Raw genomic sequence first — 17658 nt, 5'->3', positions numbered from 1 at the left:
GCGCGAGGCCACCAGCGCCGGGCTGGCCGGCGGGCTGTTCGCCGCCGGGCGCATCCCGGCCCAGGTGGGCCTGCGCCGCAACAAGCGCCTGCTGGTGCGCGACCCGGCGCGGGAGCTGTGCGAATGGGCGCTGGTGGAAGTCGCGGTGTCGCCGCAGCGCTTCATCGGCGCCCGCGCCCTGAGCCGCGCCGAAGACCTTGCCGAAGTCTTCGCCACCTTCGCCGAACCCCACGCCATCGGCCTCTCGGCGCTGTGCGGGCTGTGGTGCCCGGTGTCGCGCCACGCCGCCGAAGGGGCCTGGGTGCGTCTGAACGGCCAGGCCGAACAGGCGCTGCTGGCGCCGCTGGCCCCTGGCCTGGTGCAAGGCTGCGGCATCACGGCCGCCGGCCCGCTGGCACCGGGCGTCGCCTACTCCCTGAGCCTGTCCAGCGGCACCCTGGCGCTGGACGGCGAGCGCGAGATCGAGTTCAGCGAGCACGACCGCCCCACCGTCACCCTCGACGCCCACGGCCCCCTGAGCATCGACGTGGAGGCCGTACTGGCCTTCGCCGCCCGCCATCGCCTGCTGGCGGTAGGCCGCGAACACCCGCAACACCCTGCGCACCCTCAGTGCTGAGACAACCCTGGAGAACAACAAGATGTCCACTCACCTGAACACCGAGCAACTCCTGCATGCCTACCGGGTCATGCGCACCATCCGCGCCTTCGAAGAGCGCCTGCACATCGAGTTCGCCACCGGCGAGATCCCAGGCTTCGTGCACCTGTATGCCGGCGAAGAGGCGTCGGCCGCCGGGGTCATGGCGCACCTGCGCGACAGCGACTGCATCGCCTCCAACCACCGCGGCCACGGCCACTGCATCGCCAAGGGCGTGGACGTGCACGGCATGATGGCCGAGATCTACGGCAAGAAGACCGGCGTGTGCGGCGGCAAGGGCGGCTCGATGCATATCGCCGACCTGGAAAAGGGCATGCTCGGCGCCAACGGCATCGTCGGCGCCGGCGCGCCCCTGGTGGCCGGCGCTGCCCTGGCGGCCAAGCTCAAGGGCACCGATGACGTGGCCGTGGTGTTCTTCGGCGACGGCGGCTCCAACGAGGGTGCGGTGTTCGAGGCCATGAACCTGGCCGCCATCATGAACCTGCCGTGCATCTTCGTGGCCGAGAACAACGGCTACGCCGAGGCCACCGCCTCCAACTGGTCGGTGGCGTGCGACCACATCGCCGACCGCGCCGCCGGCTTCGGCATGCCCGGGGTGACCATCGACGGCTACGACTTCTTTGCCGTGCACGAGGCGGCCGGCGCCGCCATCGAGCGTGCCCGCAGCGGCCAGGGCCCGTCGCTGGTGGAGGTCAAGCTGACCCGCTACTACGGCCACTTCGAAGGCGACGCGCAAACCTACCGCGCCCCGGACGAGGTGAAGAACCTGCGCGAAACCCGCGACTGCCTGATGCAGTTCCGCCAGCGCACCACCCGCGCCGGGCTGCTCGGCGACGCCCAACTGGACCTGGTGGATGCCCAGGTCGAGGACCTGATCGAAGACGCCGTGCGCCGCGCCAAGTCCGACCCCAAGCCCCAGCCTGCCGACCTGCTCAGCGACGTGTACGTCGCCTACCCCTGAGCACGCTGCCCTTACAACAAGAACAATCGGAGAATCATCATGGCGAGAAAAATCAGCTACCAACAGGCCATCAACGAAGCCCTGGCCCAGGAAATGCGCCGCGACCCCACGGTGTTCATCATTGGCGAGGACGTCGCCGGCGGTGCCGGTGCACCGGGCGAGAATGACGCCTGGGGCGGTGTGCTCGGCGTCACCAAGGGCCTTTACGGGCAGTTCCCCGGCCGCGTACTGGACGCGCCGCTATCGGAAATCGGCTATGTGGGCGCAGCGGTCGGCGCCGCCACCCAGGGCCTGCGCCCGGTGTGCGAACTGATGTTCGTCGACTTTGCCGGCTGCTGCCTGGACCAGATCCTCAACCAGGCAGCCAAGTTTCGCTACATGTACGGCGGCAAGGCGGTCACCCCGCTGGTGATGCGCACCATGGTCGGCGCCGGCCTGCGCGCCGCCGCCCAGCACTCGCAGATGCTCACCTCGCTGTGGACCCACATCCCGGGCCTGAAGGTGGTGTGCCCGTCGTCGCCGTACGACGCCAAGGGCCTGCTGATCCAAGCGATCCGCGACAACGACCCGGTGATCTTCTGCGAGCACAAGCTGCTCTACAGCCTGCAGGGCGAAGTGCCGGAAGAGGTCTACACCGTGCCGTTCGGCGAGGCCAACTTCTTGCGTGACGGCGACGACATCACCCTGGTGACCTACGGTCGCATGGTCCACCTGGCCATGGAGGCGGCGGCCAACCTGGCGCGCCAGGGCATCGACTGCGAGGTGCTCGACCTGCGCACCACCAGCCCGATGGATGAAGACAGCATTCTCGAAAGCGTGGAAAAGACCGGCCGCTTGGTGGTGATCGACGAAGCCAACCCGCGCTGCTCGATGGCCACCGACATCAGTGCGCTGGTGGCGCAGAAAGCCTTCGGCGCACTCAAGGGCCCGATCGAGATGGTCACTGCGCCGCACACCCCGGTGCCGTTCTCCGACGCGCTGGAAGACCTCTACATCCCCACCGCCGCCAAGATCGAGGCTGCCGTGCACACAGTGATGAAAGGGAGGGACGCGGCATGAGCCAGATCCATACCCTGACCATGCCCAAGTGGGGCCTGTCGATGACCGAGGGGCGCATCGACACCTGGCTCAAGCAGGAAGGCGAGCACATCAGCAAGGGCGACGAGGTGCTGGACGTGGAGACCGACAAGATCTCCAGCAGCGTCGAGGCACCGTTCAGCGGCGTGCTGCGCCGTCAGATCGCCAGGCCCGACGAAACCCTGGCAGTGGGGGCGCTGCTGGCCGTGGTGGTCGAGGGCGAGGCCAGCGACGCGCAGATCGATGCGGTGGTGCAGCGCTTTCAGGCCGAGTTCGTGCCCGGTGACGGCGCCGAGCAGGACAGCGGCCCGGCGCCGCAGAAAGTCGAGCTGGACGGGCACCGGGTGCGCTACTTCGACCTCGGCGAAGGCGGTACGCCGCTGGTGTTGATCCACGGCTTCTGCGGCGACCTGAACAACTGGATGTTCAACCACCCGGCGCTGGCCGCCGAGCGCCGGGTGATCGCCCTCGACCTGCCCGGGCATGGCGAGTCGGGCAAGCACCTGCAACGCGGCGACCTGGATGAGCTGAGCCAGAGCGTGCTGGCCCTGCTCGATCACCTGGACCTGGGGCGCGTGCACCTGGCCGGGCACTCCATGGGTGGTGCGGTGGCCTTGAACCTGGCGCGGCTGGCACCTGCGCGGGTGCAGTCGCTGAGCCTGATCGCCAGCGCCGGGCTGGGGCGCGAGATCAATGGCGGCTACCTGCAGGGCATCGTTGCGGCGGCCAACCGCAACGCCCTGAAGCCGCAGATGACGCAGCTGTTCTCCGACCCCGGGCTGGTGACCCGGCAGATGCTCGAGGACATGCTCAGGTTCAAGCGCCTGGAGGGGGTGGACGAGGCCCTGCGACAACTGGCCGACGCACTGGCCAGCGACGGCGTGCAACGTCACGATCTGCGCCCGGTGGTGGCGCAGCAGCCGACGCTGGTGCTGTGGGGCAGCGATGACGCGATCGTCCCGGCCACCCATGTGGACGGCCTGCCAGCCGAGGTGGCGATACTGCCGGGCCAGGGGCACATGGTGCAGCTGGAAGCGGCCGAGCAGGTCAATGCGCGGCTGCTGGCGTTTTTGCGCGGGCACTGACCAGCACCGGTTTGTGTCTCGAGGGCTGCTCTGCAGCCCGATCGCGGGTCAAGCCCGCTCCCACAAGGATCACTGCCGTCTCTGTGGGAGCGGGCTTGACCCGCGATCACGCCAGTACAGACACTGCAGCGCCCCCGATACAAACCCCTCGCACTCAAGTAAACTGGCGCGCTTCGCGCAGCCCCCAGCGGCTGCCCTCCACGAATTACCCAAAGGTGCCCGCCATGCCCTGGCTGCAAGTACGTCTGGCCATCAGCCCGGAACAAGCCGAAACCTACGAAGATGCCCTGCTCGAAGTCGGCGCCGTCTCCGTCACCTTCATGGACGCCGAAGACCAGCCGATCTTCGAACCGGACCTCAACACCACCCCGCTGTGGTCGCACACCCACCTGCTGGCCCTGTTCGAAGCCGACGCCGAACCCGAGGCAGTGTTTGCCCACCTGCAACTGCTGACCGGGGCCGCCCTGCCCGAGCACCAGGCCGAAGCGATCGAAGACCAGGACTGGGAACGCAGCTGGATGGACAACTTCCAGCCCATGCGCTTCGGCCAGCGCCTGTGGATCGTGCCCAGCTGGCACGCCGCCCCCGAGCCGGACGCCGTCAACCTGCTGCTCGACCCGGGCCTGGCGTTCGGCACCGGCACCCACCCGACCACCGCCCTGTGCCTGGAATGGCTCGACGGCCAGGACCTGAACGGCACTGAAGTACTCGACTTCGGCTGCGGCTCGGGCATCCTCGCCATCGCCGCGCTGCTGCTGGGCGCACGCAAGGCGGTGGGCACCGACATCGACGTGCAGGCCATCGAGGCCTCGCGCGACAATGCCGGGCGCAACGGCATCGCCGACGCGCTGTTCGACCTGTACCTGCCCCAGGACATGCCGGCCATGCAGGCCGACGTGCTGGTAGCCAACATCCTCGCCGGCCCGCTGGTCTCGCTGGCCCCGCAGCTGTCCGGCCTGGTACGCCCCGGCGGCCTGCTGGCGCTGTCGGGCATCCTCGCCGAACAGGGCGATGAAGTGGCCGCCGCCTACGCCAAGGACTTCGACCTGGACCCGATCGCCGTGCGCGATGGCTGGGTACGCATCAGTGGTCGCCGGCGCTAACTGCGCCTAGACTACAACTCTGCACAACCCGGACCGCCGCATGACCGACAGTTTCGTCACCCAGTGCCCGCATTGCCAGACCAGCTTTCGCGTCAGCCACACTCAATTGAGTGTGGCCCGCGGGGTAGTGCGCTGCGGCAATTGCCTGCAGGTATTCAACGCCGCCAAGCAGCTGCTGGAGCAGAGTGCAGCGCAACAGGCGCTGCAGGTCGCCCCCGCGCCGCCGCCGGCAATGCCGTTGCCTGCGCCGGTGGCCGAACCCGAACATGCACCGCAGCCAGCGCCGCCGGCCGCCGCGCCGATCAGCCAGCGCGAATGGACGGCCAGCGCGCTGGACGTCGACCTCGACCAACTGGACCTCGACCAGGAACTCGCCCGCCTGGAGCAACGCGAAATCCAGCCGATCAGCGAGTTCAAGCGCAGCCAGGCCGAAGACTTCGACCTGGCGCCACGCCGCGAGGACAGCCTCAGCGCCCAGCGCGACGGCCCGGACGACACCTCGTACACCGACAGCCTGTTCAGCAGCCCGGCCGACGAACGCGAAGCCCAGGCAACGCCGCAGCCGCCGCTGGTCGACGAACCCGTCCCGGCTACCGTGGCGCTGCCGGGCGAGCGCACCGAACCCTCGCTGTCGCTGGACCTGGACGGCCTGGATGACGAGCCCCCGCTGCGCGAGCAGCCCCTCCACGACCCCGACGTGGTGGCCGAGCACCTGTCGGCACGCGACCCGGGCGATGAGCCCGATACGCCGGACCCGGCGTTCGACGACGCCCCGAATACCCGCCACGAACCCGACCTTGGCCCGATGGCCGCACGCTCGCCGCGCAAGCCGGCGCTGGTCGACATCGTCGACGACCCGCTGCAGCTCGACTGGCAGAAGCCGCGCAGCCACTGGGGCCGGCGCCTGCTGTGGGCGCTGCTGACTCTTCTGGCTGGCGCGGCACTGGCTGGCCAGTACATCGCCTATCACTTCGACGAACTGGCCCGCCAGGACCAGTACCGCCCCTGGTTCCAGCAGCTGTGCCCGCAACTGGGCTGCGAAGTGCCTTCCAAGGTCGACATCGCCCGCATCAAGAGCAGCAACCTGGTGGTCCGCAGCCACCCGGACTTTGCCGGCGCGTTGATCGTGGACGCGATCATCTACAATCGTGCGCCCTTCTCGCAGCCATTCCCGCTGCTGGAGCTGCGGTTTGCCGACCTCAACGGCCAACTGATCGCCAGCCGTCGCTTCAAGCCCGGCGAGTACCTGAGCGGCGAGCTGGCCGGCAAGGCCGAAATGCCCAGCCAGACCCCGATCCACATCGCCCTGGACATCCTCGATCCGGGCCCGAAGGCGGTCAACTACAGCCTGAGCTTCCGCTCGCCGGAGTAAACCCAGCGACCAGCGGCAAGCTTCAGGCGGCAAGAGAAAAGCGCGGTATCACGCCACTCCTGCTTTTGGCTGGGGCTTGAAGCTTGTCGCTTGCCGCTCAAACTGTTCATATTTTATCCAGATCGACCTTTATCCGGTCACCGAGAGCGGGTATCATGCCCACCCTTTTTCGAACTCTAAGATCGGCCCCCACAACAGGGAACTCCTATGTCGGCGGTACGCATCGGCCCATACACACTGCAGAACGCCCTGATCCTTGCCCCGATGGCCGGGGTCACGGACCAGCCTTTTCGTCAGCTGTGCCGACGAATGGGCGCAGGCCTGGTGGTGTCCGAAATGGTCAGCAGCGACATGAGCCTGTGGAACAGCCGCAAGTCGCGCCTGCGCATGATTCACGATGGCGATCCCGAGCCCCGCTCGGTGCAGATCGCCGGCGGTGACGCGCAGATGCTCGCGGCCGCGGCCCGGGCCAATGTCGAGGCCGGCGCGCAGATCATCGATATCAACATGGGCTGCCCGGCAAAAAAAGTCTGCAACAAAGCTGCAGGCTCTGCTTTATTGAAGGATGAAGTACTGGTCAACGAGATCCTCCAGGCGGTGGTCGCCGCCGTGGACGTACCCGTTACCCTCAAGATCCGCACCGGCTGGGACCGGGACAACAAGAATGGCCTGACCGTGGCGAAGATCGCCGAGCAGGCAGGCATTCAGGCACTGGCCGTACATGGCCGCACCCGTGCCGACCTGTACACCGGCGACGCCGAGTACGACACCATCGCCGCCATCAAGCAGGCGGTGTCGATACCGGTATTTGCCAATGGCGACATCACGTCGCCGCAAAAGGCCCGACAGGTGCTCGACGCCACCGGCGCCGACGGCCTGCTGATCGGCCGCGCCGCCCAGGGGCGGCCGTGGATCTTTCGCGAGGTCGAGCACTACCTGCGCACCGGCGAGCTGTTGCCGGCACCGCAGTTGGCTGAAGTGGAACGAATTCTGCTGGAGCACCTGGCCGCGCTGCACGCCTTCTATGGCGATGTGATGGGTGTGCGTATCGCCCGCAAGCATGTGGGCTGGTACCTGGCAACGTTACCGGGCGCCAGGGAGTTTCGCGCCCGCTTCAATGGTTTGGAAGAAACACACGCGCAGTGCGCCGACGTTCGCGAGTTTTTCCGCGAACGTGAACAGAGCCTTGAGACAGAGGACGGACAAGGGGTGGCCGCATGACGATGATGACCGAGACTTTAGTGAGTGGAACAACGCCCGTGAGCGACAACGTCAACCTGAAACAGCACCTGAACACCCCGAGCGAAGAGGGCCAGACCCTTCGCGGGAGCGTGGAGAAGGCGCTGCACAACTACTTTGCGCACCTCGAGGGCGCTGCTGTCACGGACGTGTACAACCTGGTGCTCTCTGAAGTCGAGGCACCCTTGCTCGAAAGCGTGATGAACTACGTCAAGGGCAACCAGACCAAGGCCAGCGAGCTGCTGGGGCTCAACCGGGGCACCTTGCGCAAGAAGCTCAAGCAGTACGATCTGCTGTAACAACGAATCCACACCAGAAAAGGCGGCTCCCATTCGATGAGGTCGCCTTTTTTGCTGACTCCACCGCGTTATGGAATCTGAAATGACCGACCAGACTACCCGCCTGCCGATCCGCCGCGCCTTGATCAGCGTTTCCGACAAGACCGGAATCCTCGAATTCGCCCGTGAGCTGCAACAGCTCGGCGTCGAGATCCTGTCCACCGGTGGCACCTTCAAGTTGCTCCAGGACAATGGCGTCGCCGCGGTGGAAGTTGCCGACTACACCGGCTTTGCCGAAATGATGGACGGCCGGGTCAAGACCCTGCACCCCAAGATCCACGGTGGCATCCTCGGCCGTCGCGGTACCGATGACGCCATCATGGCCGAGCACGGGATCAAGCCGATCGACCTGGTCGCCGTCAACCTGTACCCCTTCGAAGCCACCATCTCCAAGCCGGGCTGCGACCTGCCGACCGCCATCGAGAACATCGACATCGGCGGCCCGACCATGGTTCGCTCGGCGGCCAAGAACCACAAGGACGTGGCCATCGTGGTCAACGCCAGCGACTACGGCCAGGTACTCGAGAGCCTCAAGGCCGGTGGCCTGACCTACGCCCAGCGCTTCGACCTGATGCTCAAGGCGTTCGAGCACACCGCCGCCTACGACGGCATGATCGCCAACTACATGGGCACCGTGAACCAGGCGGCCGACACCCTGAGCACCGAAGACCGCAGCCAGTTCCCGCGCACCTTCAACAGCCAGTTCGTCAAGGCCCAGGAAATGCGCTACGGCGAGAACCCGCACCAGAGCGCGGCGTTCTACGTCGAGGCCAAGCCGAGCGAGGCCGGCATCGCCACCGCCACCCAGCTGCAGGGCAAGGAGCTGTCGTACAACAACGTGGCCGACACCGACGCCGCGCTGGAATGCGTCAAGAGCTTCGTCAAGCCGGCCTGCGTGATCGTCAAGCACGCCAACCCGTGCGGCGTGGCCGTCAGCCCGGACGCCGAGGGCGGCATCCGCCAGGCCTACGAGCTGGCCTACGCCACCGATACCGAATCAGCCTTCGGCGGCATCATCGCGTTCAACCGCGAGCTGGATGCCGAAACCGCCAAGGCCATCGTCGAGCGTCAGTTCGTCGAAGTGATCATCGCCCCGAGCGTGAGCGAAGAAGCCCGCGCCGTGGTGGCCGCCAAGGCCAACGTGCGCCTGCTGGCGTGCGGCCAGTGGTCGGCCGAGCGTGCCGCTGCCTGGGACTACAAGCGCGTCACCGGCGGCCTGCTGGTACAGAGCCGCGACATCGGCATGATCACCGAGGGCGACCTGAAGGTGGTGACCAAGCGTGCGCCGACCGAGCAGGAAATCCACGACCTGATCTTCGCCTGGAAAGTGGCCAAGTACGTCAAGTCCAACGCCATCGTCTACGCCAAGAACCGCCAGACCATCGGTGTCGGCGCCGGCCAGATGAGCCGCGTGAACTCGGCGCGCATCGCCGCGATCAAGGCCGAGCATGCCGGCCTGCAGGTACAGGGTGCGGTCATGGCCTCGGATGCGTTCTTCCCGTTCCGCGACGGTATCGACAACGCGGCCAAGGTGGGTATCACTGCGGTGATCCAGCCGGGCGGTTCGATGCGTGATGCCGAGGTGATTGCTGCGGCGGACGAAGCCGGCATCGCGATGGTGTTCACCGGCATGCGCCACTTCCGTCACTGACCAACAGAAAAGGTGCAGACATATCCCTGTGGGAGCGGGCTTGACCCGCGATGCGAGCGACGCGGTACTTCCTGATCGCGTGGCCCCCATCGCGGGTCAAGCCCGCTCCCACAGGACCTCGCTCTTGCAATGACCTGCACAGAACAGCACTCATCCGAATTAGCGTCATCGAGGTTTTGACATGAACGTTTTGATCATCGGTAGCGGCGGCCGCGAACACGCCCTGGCCTGGAAAGTTGCCCAGGACCCTCGCGTCGAGACTGTCTTCGTCGCCCCCGGCAACGCCGGCACCGCCACCGAAGCCAAGTGCAAGAACGTCGACATCGACGTCACCGCCCTGGACCAACTGGCCGACTTCGCCGAGAAGAACGTCGCCCTGACCATCGTCGGCCCCGAGGGCCCGTTGGTGGCCGGCGTGGTCGACCTGTTCCGCAGCCGCGGCCTGGACTGCTTCGGCCCCACCAAGGGCGCGGCGCAGCTGGAAGGCTCCAAGGCCTTCACCAAGGACTTTCTGGCCCGTCACAAGATCCCGACCGCCGACTACCAGAACTTCACCGAAGTGGAGCCGGCCCTGGCCTACCTGCGCGAAAAAGGCGCACCGATCGTGATCAAGGCCGACGGCCTGGCTGCGGGCAAGGGCGTGATCGTCGCCATGACCCTGGCTGAAGCCGAGGACGCGGTACGCGACATGCTCGCCGGCAATGCCTTCGGCGACGCCGGTTCGCGCGTGGTCATCGAAGAGTTCCTCGACGGCGAGGAAGCCAGCTTCATCGTCATGGTCGACGGGCAGAACGTGCTGCCGATGGCCACCAGCCAGGACCACAAGCGCGTCGGCAACGCCGACACCGGCCCCAACACCGGCGGCATGGGCGCCTACTCGCCAGCCCCGGTGGTCACCGCCGAGGTCCACCAGCGCGTGATGGACCAGGTGATCTGGCCGACCGTCAACGGCATGGCAGCCGAAGGCAACGTGTACACCGGCTTCCTGTATGCCGGGCTGATGATCGACAAGGCCGGCAACCCCAAGGTCATCGAGTTCAACTGCCGCTTCGGCGACCCGGAAACCCAGCCGGTGATGCTGCGCCTGGAATCGAGCCTGGTGCTGCTGATCGAAGCGGCGTTCGCCAAGGCCCTGAACAAGGTCGAAGCGCAGTGGAACCCGCAGCCGAGCCTGGGCGTTGTACTGGCCGCCGGCGGCTACCCGGGCGACTACGCCAAGGGCGCACCGATCAGCGGCCTGGACGCCGCAGCCAGGCTCACCGGCAAGGTTTTCCATGCCGGTACCGCCCTCAAGGACGGCCAGGTGGTCACCAGCGGTGGTCGCGTACTGTGTGCCACTGCCCTGGGTGAGACCGTCGAAGCCGCGCAGCAGCAGGCCTACCGCCTGGCCGCCGAAATCGAGTGGGACGGCAGTTTCTACCGCACCGACATCGGCTACCGCGCCATCGCCCGTGAACGTGGCGAGCACCAGGAGTAAGCTGACACGGCAAGGCTCCAAAGGGGCCTTGCCTTCGGCTTGGCACGCCGCGCATAGTTGCAAACCGGCATTTGGCTAGGAAGGGATATCTCGTGCGTTGGCTCAGGATTGCCATTGGACTCACCGTCAGCCTGCTGACTCTGCTCTGCCTGTTCCCGGCCACGGCCGATTCGGGCAGTGGGTGGTCGGTATTGCTCGACGATCAGGCCAACCTGCAACTGAGCGACATCCGTTCCGAGCGTTACCGTAACCAGTTCAGTCCCATCGAGCTCAACCAGCTCGATGCCGCCGAGCCCCAGCAGGCGCTCTGGCTGCATTACCACCTGCCCCCACACCAGCCCGAACAGGTACTGCGCCTGTTCGCCCCGGACCTGTCGCACCTGAACCTGTATGTGGTCGACGGCGCCCGGCTGATCGAGCAGTCCCACAACGGCCGCCCGGACACCAACGGCCCGGTGAGCCTGACCACCAACGATCACCTGCTGGCGGTGCCGAGCAGCGACCAGGCCCAGGACCTCTACCTGCGGCTGGTCTCCGAGCACCAGCTGCGGCCCGGCATCAGCCTGATGCCCGCCGTGAGCGCCGCCGCCGACCAGCGCCAGCCACTGCTGTTCGGGTTGCTGTTCGGCTGCATGGGCATGCTGATCCTGCACAACCTGGTGCGCTTCGGCTATTCGCGCTCCACCAGCAGCCTGTGGCTGGCCGGCTACCACAGCCTGATGCTGCTCAGCGCGCTGATCCTGCTCAACCTGAGCGGGCCGTGGAACCTCTGGCAGACCTCGCAGACCCCGGCCGCCTACCTCACTGCCCTGCTCGCCAGCCTCTGCGGGCTGGCCTTCACCCTGCGCTTCTTCGCCCCCCTGCAGCAGCCGCGCCTGGCCCGCCTGCTGCAAGGCGAGATCCTGCTGATCGCCATCGGCGGCCTGTTGCTGCTGTTCGTCGACACCTTGCCGTTGAACCTGGCCACCTACGCGCTGGTGGCCCTGGCCAGCCTGAGCATGCTGATCACGGCCGTTTGCCACTGGGTGCGCGGCTTCGCCCCGGCGCGCCTGTTCAGCCTGGCCATGCTGGTGTTCAACCTGGGCTGCCTGGTGGTGCTGCCGGCGCTGCTGGGCCTTACCCGCACCCCCACCGAATGGCTGCTGTTCATACTGCTGGGGTTCACCGCCTTCACCGGCCTTCTGCTCAACATGGCCCTGGGCGAGCGCCTGCGCAGCATCAGCGAGGCGCGCTTCAGCGCCAGCCGCGAGCTGGCCGCCAGCACCGCCGAAATCAACGCCAAGGCAGAGTTTCTGGCACGCATCAGCCACGAGATCCGCACCCCGATGAACGGTGTGCTGGGCATGACCGAACTGCTGCTGGGCACCCCGCTGTCGGTCAAGCAGCGCGACTATGTGCAGACCATCCACAGTGCCGGCAACGAGCTGCTGACCCTGATCAACGAGATCCTCGACATCTCCAAGCTCGAGTCCGGCCAGATCGAGCTGGATGACGTGCAGTTCGATCTCAACGCCCTGATCGAGGACTGCCTGAGCATCTTCAGGGCCAAGGCCGAACAGCAGAACATCGAACTGATCAGCTTCACCCAGCCACAGGTGCCGCGGGTCATCAGCGGTGACCCCACGCGCCTGCGCCAGGCCCTGCTGAGCCTGCTGGAAAACGCCCTGAAAAAGACCGAGCAGGGCGAGATCCTGCTGGTGGTGGCACTGGACCAGCGCGGCAGCAGCCCGCGCCTGCGCCTGGCCGTGCAGGACAGCGGCGAACCGATCCCGCCCAGCGAGCGCGAGGCACTGCTGCAGGCCGAGTTGCACAGCGAGCACGTGCTGTCGAGCAACAAGCTCGGCGGCCTGCTTGGCCTGGTGATCGCCAAGCAACTGATCGCCCTGATGCAGGGCGAGTTCGGCATCAAGACCAGCCACAACCAGGGCAACACCCTGTGGATGACCCTGCCGCTGGACCCGCAGCGCCTCGAACAGCCCGCCGCCGACCTCGACGGCCCGCTGCGCGATGCCCGGGTGCTGGTAGTGGACGACAACGACACCTGCCGCAAGGTGCTGGTGCAGCAGTGCAGCGCCTGGGGCATGAACGTGAGCGCCGTGCCCTCGGGCAAGGAAGCCCTGGCCCTGCTGCGCACCAAGGCGCATCTGCGCGACTACTTCGATGCCGTGCTGCTCGACCAGAACATGCCCGGCATGACCGGCATGCAACTGGCCGCCAAGATCAAGGAAGATCCGAGCCTGAACCACGACATCCTGATCATCATGCTCACCGGCATCACCAATGCGCCGAGCAAGGTCATCGCCCGCAACGCCGGGGTCAAGCGCATCCTGGCCAAGCCCGTGGCCGGCTACACCCTCAAAACCACCCTGGCCGAAGAACTGGCCCAGCGCAGCAAGGGCCAGATGCTCGGCATGCAGCCGCCCAGCCTGGCCACCCCGCTGGACGTGCCCGCCGACTTCCGCATCCTGGTGGCCGAAGACAACAACATCTCCACCAAGGTGATCCGCGGCATGCTCGGCAAGCTCAACCTGGAGCCCGACACCGCCAGCAACGGCGAGGAAGCCCTGCAGGCCATGAAGGCGCAGCGCTACGACCTGGTGCTGATGGACTGCGAGATGCCGGTGCTGGACGGCTTCTCGGCCACCCAGCAGCTGCGCGCCTGGGAGGCGGTCAGCCTGCGCCCGCGCACGCCGGTGGTGGCGCTGACCGCGCACATCCTGGCCGAGCACAAGGAGCGCGCACGCCAGGCCGGCATGGACGGGCACATGGCCAAGCCGGTGGAGCTGTCGCAACTGCGCGAACTGATCGAATACTGGGTGGCCCACCGCAAGCCCCACGAGCAGCCCGACAACGCGCCCGTCCCCCACTGATACACTTGCCCAACGCCCCCTTTGCCGCGAGCCCACGCCATGCTCCATGAGTTGTTCAGCGTCTACCTGAAGATGCTCGTGCTCTACAGCCCGTTCTTCGTCCTGTCCTGCTTCATCAGCCTGACCCGCGGCCACTCCAGCAAGGAGCGCAAGCAGCTGGCCTGGCGCGTGGCGCTGGCGGTACTGATCGCCAGCGTGCTGCTGTACCTGTTCGGGCGGGCAATCTTCGGCATCTTCGGCATCACCCCCGACGCGTTTCGCATCGGCGCCGGCAGTGTGCTGTTCATCTCGGCGCTGGGCATGGCCCAGGGCAAGTCGGCGGTCAACACCGACAACGTGCAGCAGGACGTGACCATCGTGCCGTTGACCATCCCGCTGACCGTCGGCCCCGGCACCATCGGTGCGCTGCTGGTGATGGGCGTCAGCCAGCCGCACTGGGACGACAAGCTGCTGGCCATCGTGAGTATCGCCCTGGCCAGCTTCACCGTTGGCCTGGTGCTGTTTCTGTCGCACCGCATCGAACGGCTGCTTGGCGACCAGGGCCTGCAGATCGTCAGCCGGCTGATGGGCCTGTTCGTGTGCGCCCTGGCGGCGCAGATCATCTTCACCGGGATCAAGGGCTACCTGGTGCTCTAGCCCCTACCGGTCCTGGAAGAAACCTTCCGAGAGTGCCCGGGTCTGGGCCAGTACGAACGTGCGATGGCTCGCGTACGCCTGGCGATCGAACAGATAGCAGCCACCATGGGGCGTCAGGGTCACGTAGCGCCGGTAGGTATCGGTCAGAAAGCCGTGTTCGACGTCCACTTCAAAGCGCATCACCAGCCCGCAGAAACACAGCATGGGCTGGTTGCGTCGATCGGTGAAACAGGGCGTGACCTTGCAGTGCATGGCCTTCTCCACGTCGCGCCTGGGCATGGCCGAAGACTCGAAGTGGCGCCGGGCCTTGGTCTCCAGGTCGAGGTCGCGCAGCGACTGGCTGATCACCTGGTGAAACAGCACCTCGGCGTCCCGCTGTACCACCGTGACCTCGAAGGCACGCACCTGCGCCAGGTCGTGGGCAGCCGTGGACACCGACGACAGAAAGCTGATCAGGCGGCAACCATGCCGGAGCAGGCAGGCATGGTGGAACTCATTCCAGGCCTGCGGCGAGGCATGCTGACCAACCGCTTTGCTGGCGTACATCTCGGCGTACACCATCAGGTCCATCATGTCCTGCATGTCGGCAGGGTCCATGCCCTCACCGAACGACACCCGGTTGTCGCCGATCACCTGCGAACGCTCAGTGGAGGTCATGGGTGCCCCCTTGCAGCGAGCAGTCGGCCTTGGCCTGCGGCACCGCCCGCCTGAGCACAACGGCATCGTCCTCCAGGGCTGCCACCGTCATGTCGCGCAGTCGTGCATACCGCGCAACCGACAACTGCTTGTGGCTGTAGAAGAACAGCGCGTCGCCCGGGCTGTCGACCCCACAGAACGTCTGGTGCAGAAAGTCCTGCTGAAGCGGCACCACCAGCGCCAGGCTCACAAACAGGCTGAACACCTGGTCTGGCGCGGTGCACGCACTGAGCTGGAAGTTGATCGCCGTGCGCTGGCTGGCCTGGCTGTGCGCGAGCACCTGGGCACGAAACAGCTGGCGCGCCGGGTGCTCGTAGGCCAGTTCGCAAATCTGCTCCAGCATGCCGGTCATCTGCCGCACGATGGCCGCAGGCAACTTCTTCTTCAGGTGCCTGGTCACCAGCGCGACGATGCTCAGGTCATCCAGGCCGGCGAACCTGGACACATCGGACTGCACGGTCTGGGTGCTCCACATGAGCTGGCCCAGGCCGTCCACATTGCGCTTGAACCAGGCCCGGGGGTTGGCGGTGACCAGGCCGTCCTGGTTGGCCGACACCTGCGCCAGCAAGTGGGAGTTCAATACATCATCCCTGTCCGGTGCGCTCAACCCGCCGGGAAATGAAATCAGCTGCGCACCATTGACCCATGTCTCGTACTGCATTGCCATGCCTCGACTCCTTGAGGATAGCGGCACCGGCGCCTTGACACCGGTGCCGGTAGAATTACTTCTTCTTGATTTTCCTGAAGAAGTTATCCGAGGAAATACCCATGTAGTCGTGGATGTCGTCTTTGTTGCGCTGATAGACACGTTCGTTCCAGTTGACCATGGTGGCCACCTGAGTGATGTCCATGGTTTCGTTGTCCCACTTCCAGAACAGTGCGCCGCCCTTGTCGGTACGCTTGTTGTATTCAAGCCCGATGAACAGTGTCACGGCTTCGCCGTTATCCGTTTCAAGGCACGGCAGAATGCGGCAACTGTCCTTGCTCGCGCCGGTGCTGTTGTTGTTGAACAGGGTGATCATGTCCTCGTCGCCCTTGAGCTTGTCGAGGGCCCTGGAAACCAGCGGGATCATGGCGGCTGCGTTGCCACCGGCCACCGAGGCGACGATTTCCAGCACCACGCTGTCCATGGTGATGTCGCGCTTGCTGGTGTTGTAGCTCTGACGGTCCGAACTGGTCATGAACCAGCCGGCGTGCAGCATGGCCTCCCGGTAGGCTGCCAGCCATTGCAGGGGCTGCTCCTGGATACTGCCCGAGGTGTTGGCCACCATCTCGGCGAACAGGGTGGCGTCCTTGGCCATCTGGCGCTTGTCCGCCGACAGCTTGTCGGCAAAGGTCAGAATCGTCGGGCCTTCGCTGGTCATCAGTGCCACTTCGCCCGCTTCGTCATCGAGCCCTTCACTGGCCAGCAGCCCGCGCATGGACAGCGGCGAATGCTGAAGATCCGGTACTTCCAGGTTGCTGAAGAATTCAGCGCTTTTTTCCGCGCAGGGAAACACAGTCGAGTTATCCATAACATCATCCTTGTTCAGTTTTGGTTTGCCGCGGCACAGCCAGGCCACTGCAAACTATCACCGGGCCTGCATGAAAAAAGGTGCGCCCGTTTCCAGGCGCACCTTTCTTTCCCTACGAGACCCTGTGGCTATCCAGGGCGGCCGGCGCCATACCAACGCGGCGTGTACACCCACTCGCCACCGTCGGCACGCGCGAAGGTGCAGGTGGTGGACGACCCCACCAGCACCATGGTGCGCATGTCCACCTGCTCTGGCGTCAGCTCGCCCAGGGTCAGGGTGCGCAGGGTCTGGCCGGGGCGACCGATGTCACGGCCCAGCACCACCGGGGTGGCTGGCGTTCGGTGCTGGCGCACGATCTCCAGGGCACGCCCCAGCTGCCAGGGCCGCGAGCGCGAGATCGGGTTGTAGAAGGCCAGCGCCAGGTCGGCCTGGCAGGCGAGGTCCAGGCGTTTCTCGATGATGTCCCAGGGCTTGAGGTTGTCCGACAGCGACAGCACGCAGAAGTCATGCCCCAGCGGCGCACCGGCCTGCGCGGCGGTGGCCAGCGAGGCCGAGACGCCCGGCAGCACCTGCAGCTCGACGCTGTGCCACTGCGGGTCCGTCGACTCGTGCAGGGCTTCGAGCACCGCCGCTGCCATGGCGAACACGCCCGGGTCGCCCGACGATACCACCACCACCGAGCGGCCTTGCGCGGCCAGCTCGAAGGCATGCCGTGCGCGCTGCATTTCTTCGCGGTTGTCGGTGCAGTGCAGCACCTGATCGGCGCGGAACGGGCCGGCCATGCGCACATAGGTTTCATAACCCAGCACGTCATTGGCGCGTGCCAGCTCGGCCTTGACCGCCGGCACCATCAGGTCGGCGGCGCCCGGGCCCAGGCCGATCACCGCCAGGCGGCCACGGGCGCGCCCGATCCGTTGCGGGTCGATCGGCTGGCCGGCCACCGCAATCGCCACGCCCTCGCCTGCGCACTGCGGCGCCAGCAAC

15 protein-coding genes and 1 pseudogene are annotated in these 17658 nt (G+C 66.2%); 12 read left to right on the top strand and 4 right to left on the bottom strand.

The annotated features are described in order from the left end of the window. The 12 genes and pseudogenes from B4I46_RS16505 to B4I46_RS16450 form a co-directional block, all read left to right on the top strand. Positions 1-616, top strand: a pseudogene (locus B4I46_RS16505) (ATP-NAD kinase); the annotation flags it as partial. Between the two features lie 22 nt (positions 617-638). Next, on the top strand, positions 639-1616 hold the full coding sequence (locus B4I46_RS16500; RefSeq protein WP_043860466.1) for a thiamine pyrophosphate-dependent dehydrogenase E1 component subunit alpha: 978 nt from the start codon (positions 639-641) through the stop codon (positions 1614-1616). Between the two features lie 39 nt (positions 1617-1655). Next, complete coding sequence (locus B4I46_RS16495; RefSeq protein WP_058541559.1) at positions 1656-2675, top strand: alpha-ketoacid dehydrogenase subunit beta; 1020 nt, start codon at positions 1656-1658, stop codon at positions 2673-2675. Next, entirely contained in the window at positions 2672-3778 is a 1107-nt protein-coding gene (locus B4I46_RS16490) for an acetoin dehydrogenase dihydrolipoyllysine-residue acetyltransferase subunit (RefSeq protein WP_286901006.1), read from the top strand. The genes B4I46_RS16495 and B4I46_RS16490 overlap by 4 nt, the downstream gene beginning before the upstream one ends. Before the next feature lie 224 nt (positions 3779-4002). Continuing rightward, positions 4003-4881, top strand: coding sequence for a 50S ribosomal protein L11 methyltransferase (prmA, locus tag B4I46_RS16485; protein WP_286901004.1), 879 nt, complete (start codon positions 4003-4005; stop codon positions 4879-4881). Positions 4882-4921: 40 nt separating this feature from the next. Further along, a complete protein-coding gene (locus B4I46_RS16480; RefSeq protein WP_286901003.1) occupies positions 4922-6253 on the top strand; it encodes a DUF3426 domain-containing protein in 1332 nt (443 codons plus the stop codon). A gap of 207 nt (positions 6254-6460) precedes the next feature. Continuing rightward, entirely contained in the window at positions 6461-7474 is a 1014-nt protein-coding gene (gene dusB, locus B4I46_RS16475; RefSeq protein ID WP_043860471.1) for a tRNA dihydrouridine synthase DusB, read from the top strand. Then, positions 7471-7791, top strand: coding sequence for a DNA-binding transcriptional regulator Fis (gene fis, locus B4I46_RS16470; protein ID WP_003186237.1), 321 nt, complete (start codon positions 7471-7473; stop codon positions 7789-7791). The genes dusB and fis overlap by 4 nt, the downstream gene beginning before the upstream one ends. Before the next feature lie 82 nt (positions 7792-7873). Continuing rightward, on the top strand, positions 7874-9481 hold the full coding sequence (gene purH / locus B4I46_RS16465) for a bifunctional phosphoribosylaminoimidazolecarboxamide formyltransferase/IMP cyclohydrolase (protein WP_123753279.1): 1608 nt from the start codon (positions 7874-7876) through the stop codon (positions 9479-9481). Between the two features lie 181 nt (positions 9482-9662). Beyond that, the gene (gene purD, locus B4I46_RS16460; protein ID WP_058541563.1) at positions 9663-10958 is read left to right on the top strand and encodes a phosphoribosylamine--glycine ligase; all 1296 of its coding nucleotides are present in this window, start codon (positions 9663-9665) and stop codon (positions 10956-10958) included. A gap of 92 nt (positions 10959-11050) precedes the next feature. Beyond that, on the top strand, positions 11051-13828 hold the full coding sequence (locus B4I46_RS16455) for a hybrid sensor histidine kinase/response regulator (RefSeq protein ID WP_043860474.1): 2778 nt from the start codon (positions 11051-11053) through the stop codon (positions 13826-13828). A gap of 39 nt (positions 13829-13867) precedes the next feature. Next, positions 13868-14464, top strand: a complete 597-nt coding sequence (locus B4I46_RS16450) for a MarC family protein (protein WP_043860475.1) — start codon at positions 13868-13870, stop codon at positions 14462-14464. A gap of 3 nt (positions 14465-14467) precedes the next feature. Here the strand turns inward: B4I46_RS16450 and B4I46_RS16445 are convergent, their stop codons facing one another. From B4I46_RS16445 to cobJ, 4 genes are all read right to left on the bottom strand, one after another. Next, positions 14468-15121 (bottom strand): hypothetical protein, encoded by a 654-nt coding sequence (locus B4I46_RS16445; protein WP_043860476.1) that lies wholly within the window; start codon positions 15119-15121, stop codon positions 14468-14470. Next, positions 15108-15827 carry a hypothetical protein gene (locus B4I46_RS16440; RefSeq protein WP_286900995.1) on the bottom strand — a complete coding sequence of 240 codons (720 nt, stop codon included), beginning with the start codon at positions 15825-15827 and terminating at the stop codon, positions 15108-15110. Before B4I46_RS16440 ends, B4I46_RS16445 begins: the two co-directional genes overlap by 14 nt. 55 nt (positions 15828-15882) lie before the next feature. Then, positions 15883-16674: a hypothetical protein gene (locus tag B4I46_RS16435; RefSeq protein ID WP_058541565.1), complete on the bottom strand. Its 792-nt coding sequence runs from the start codon at positions 16672-16674 to the stop codon at positions 15883-15885. A gap of 128 nt (positions 16675-16802) precedes the next feature. Then, positions 16803-17658: precorrin-3B C(17)-methyltransferase (gene cobJ, locus B4I46_RS16430; protein WP_286900993.1), on the bottom strand; the 856-nt coding region annotated here is incomplete at its 5' end.

The organism is Pseudomonas sp. UBA7500 (assembly GCF_002478435.1).
GTDB lineage: Bacteria > Pseudomonadota > Gammaproteobacteria > Pseudomonadales > Pseudomonadaceae > Aquipseudomonas > Aquipseudomonas palmensis.
This window is presented reverse-complemented; position numbering and strand designations above follow the sequence as displayed.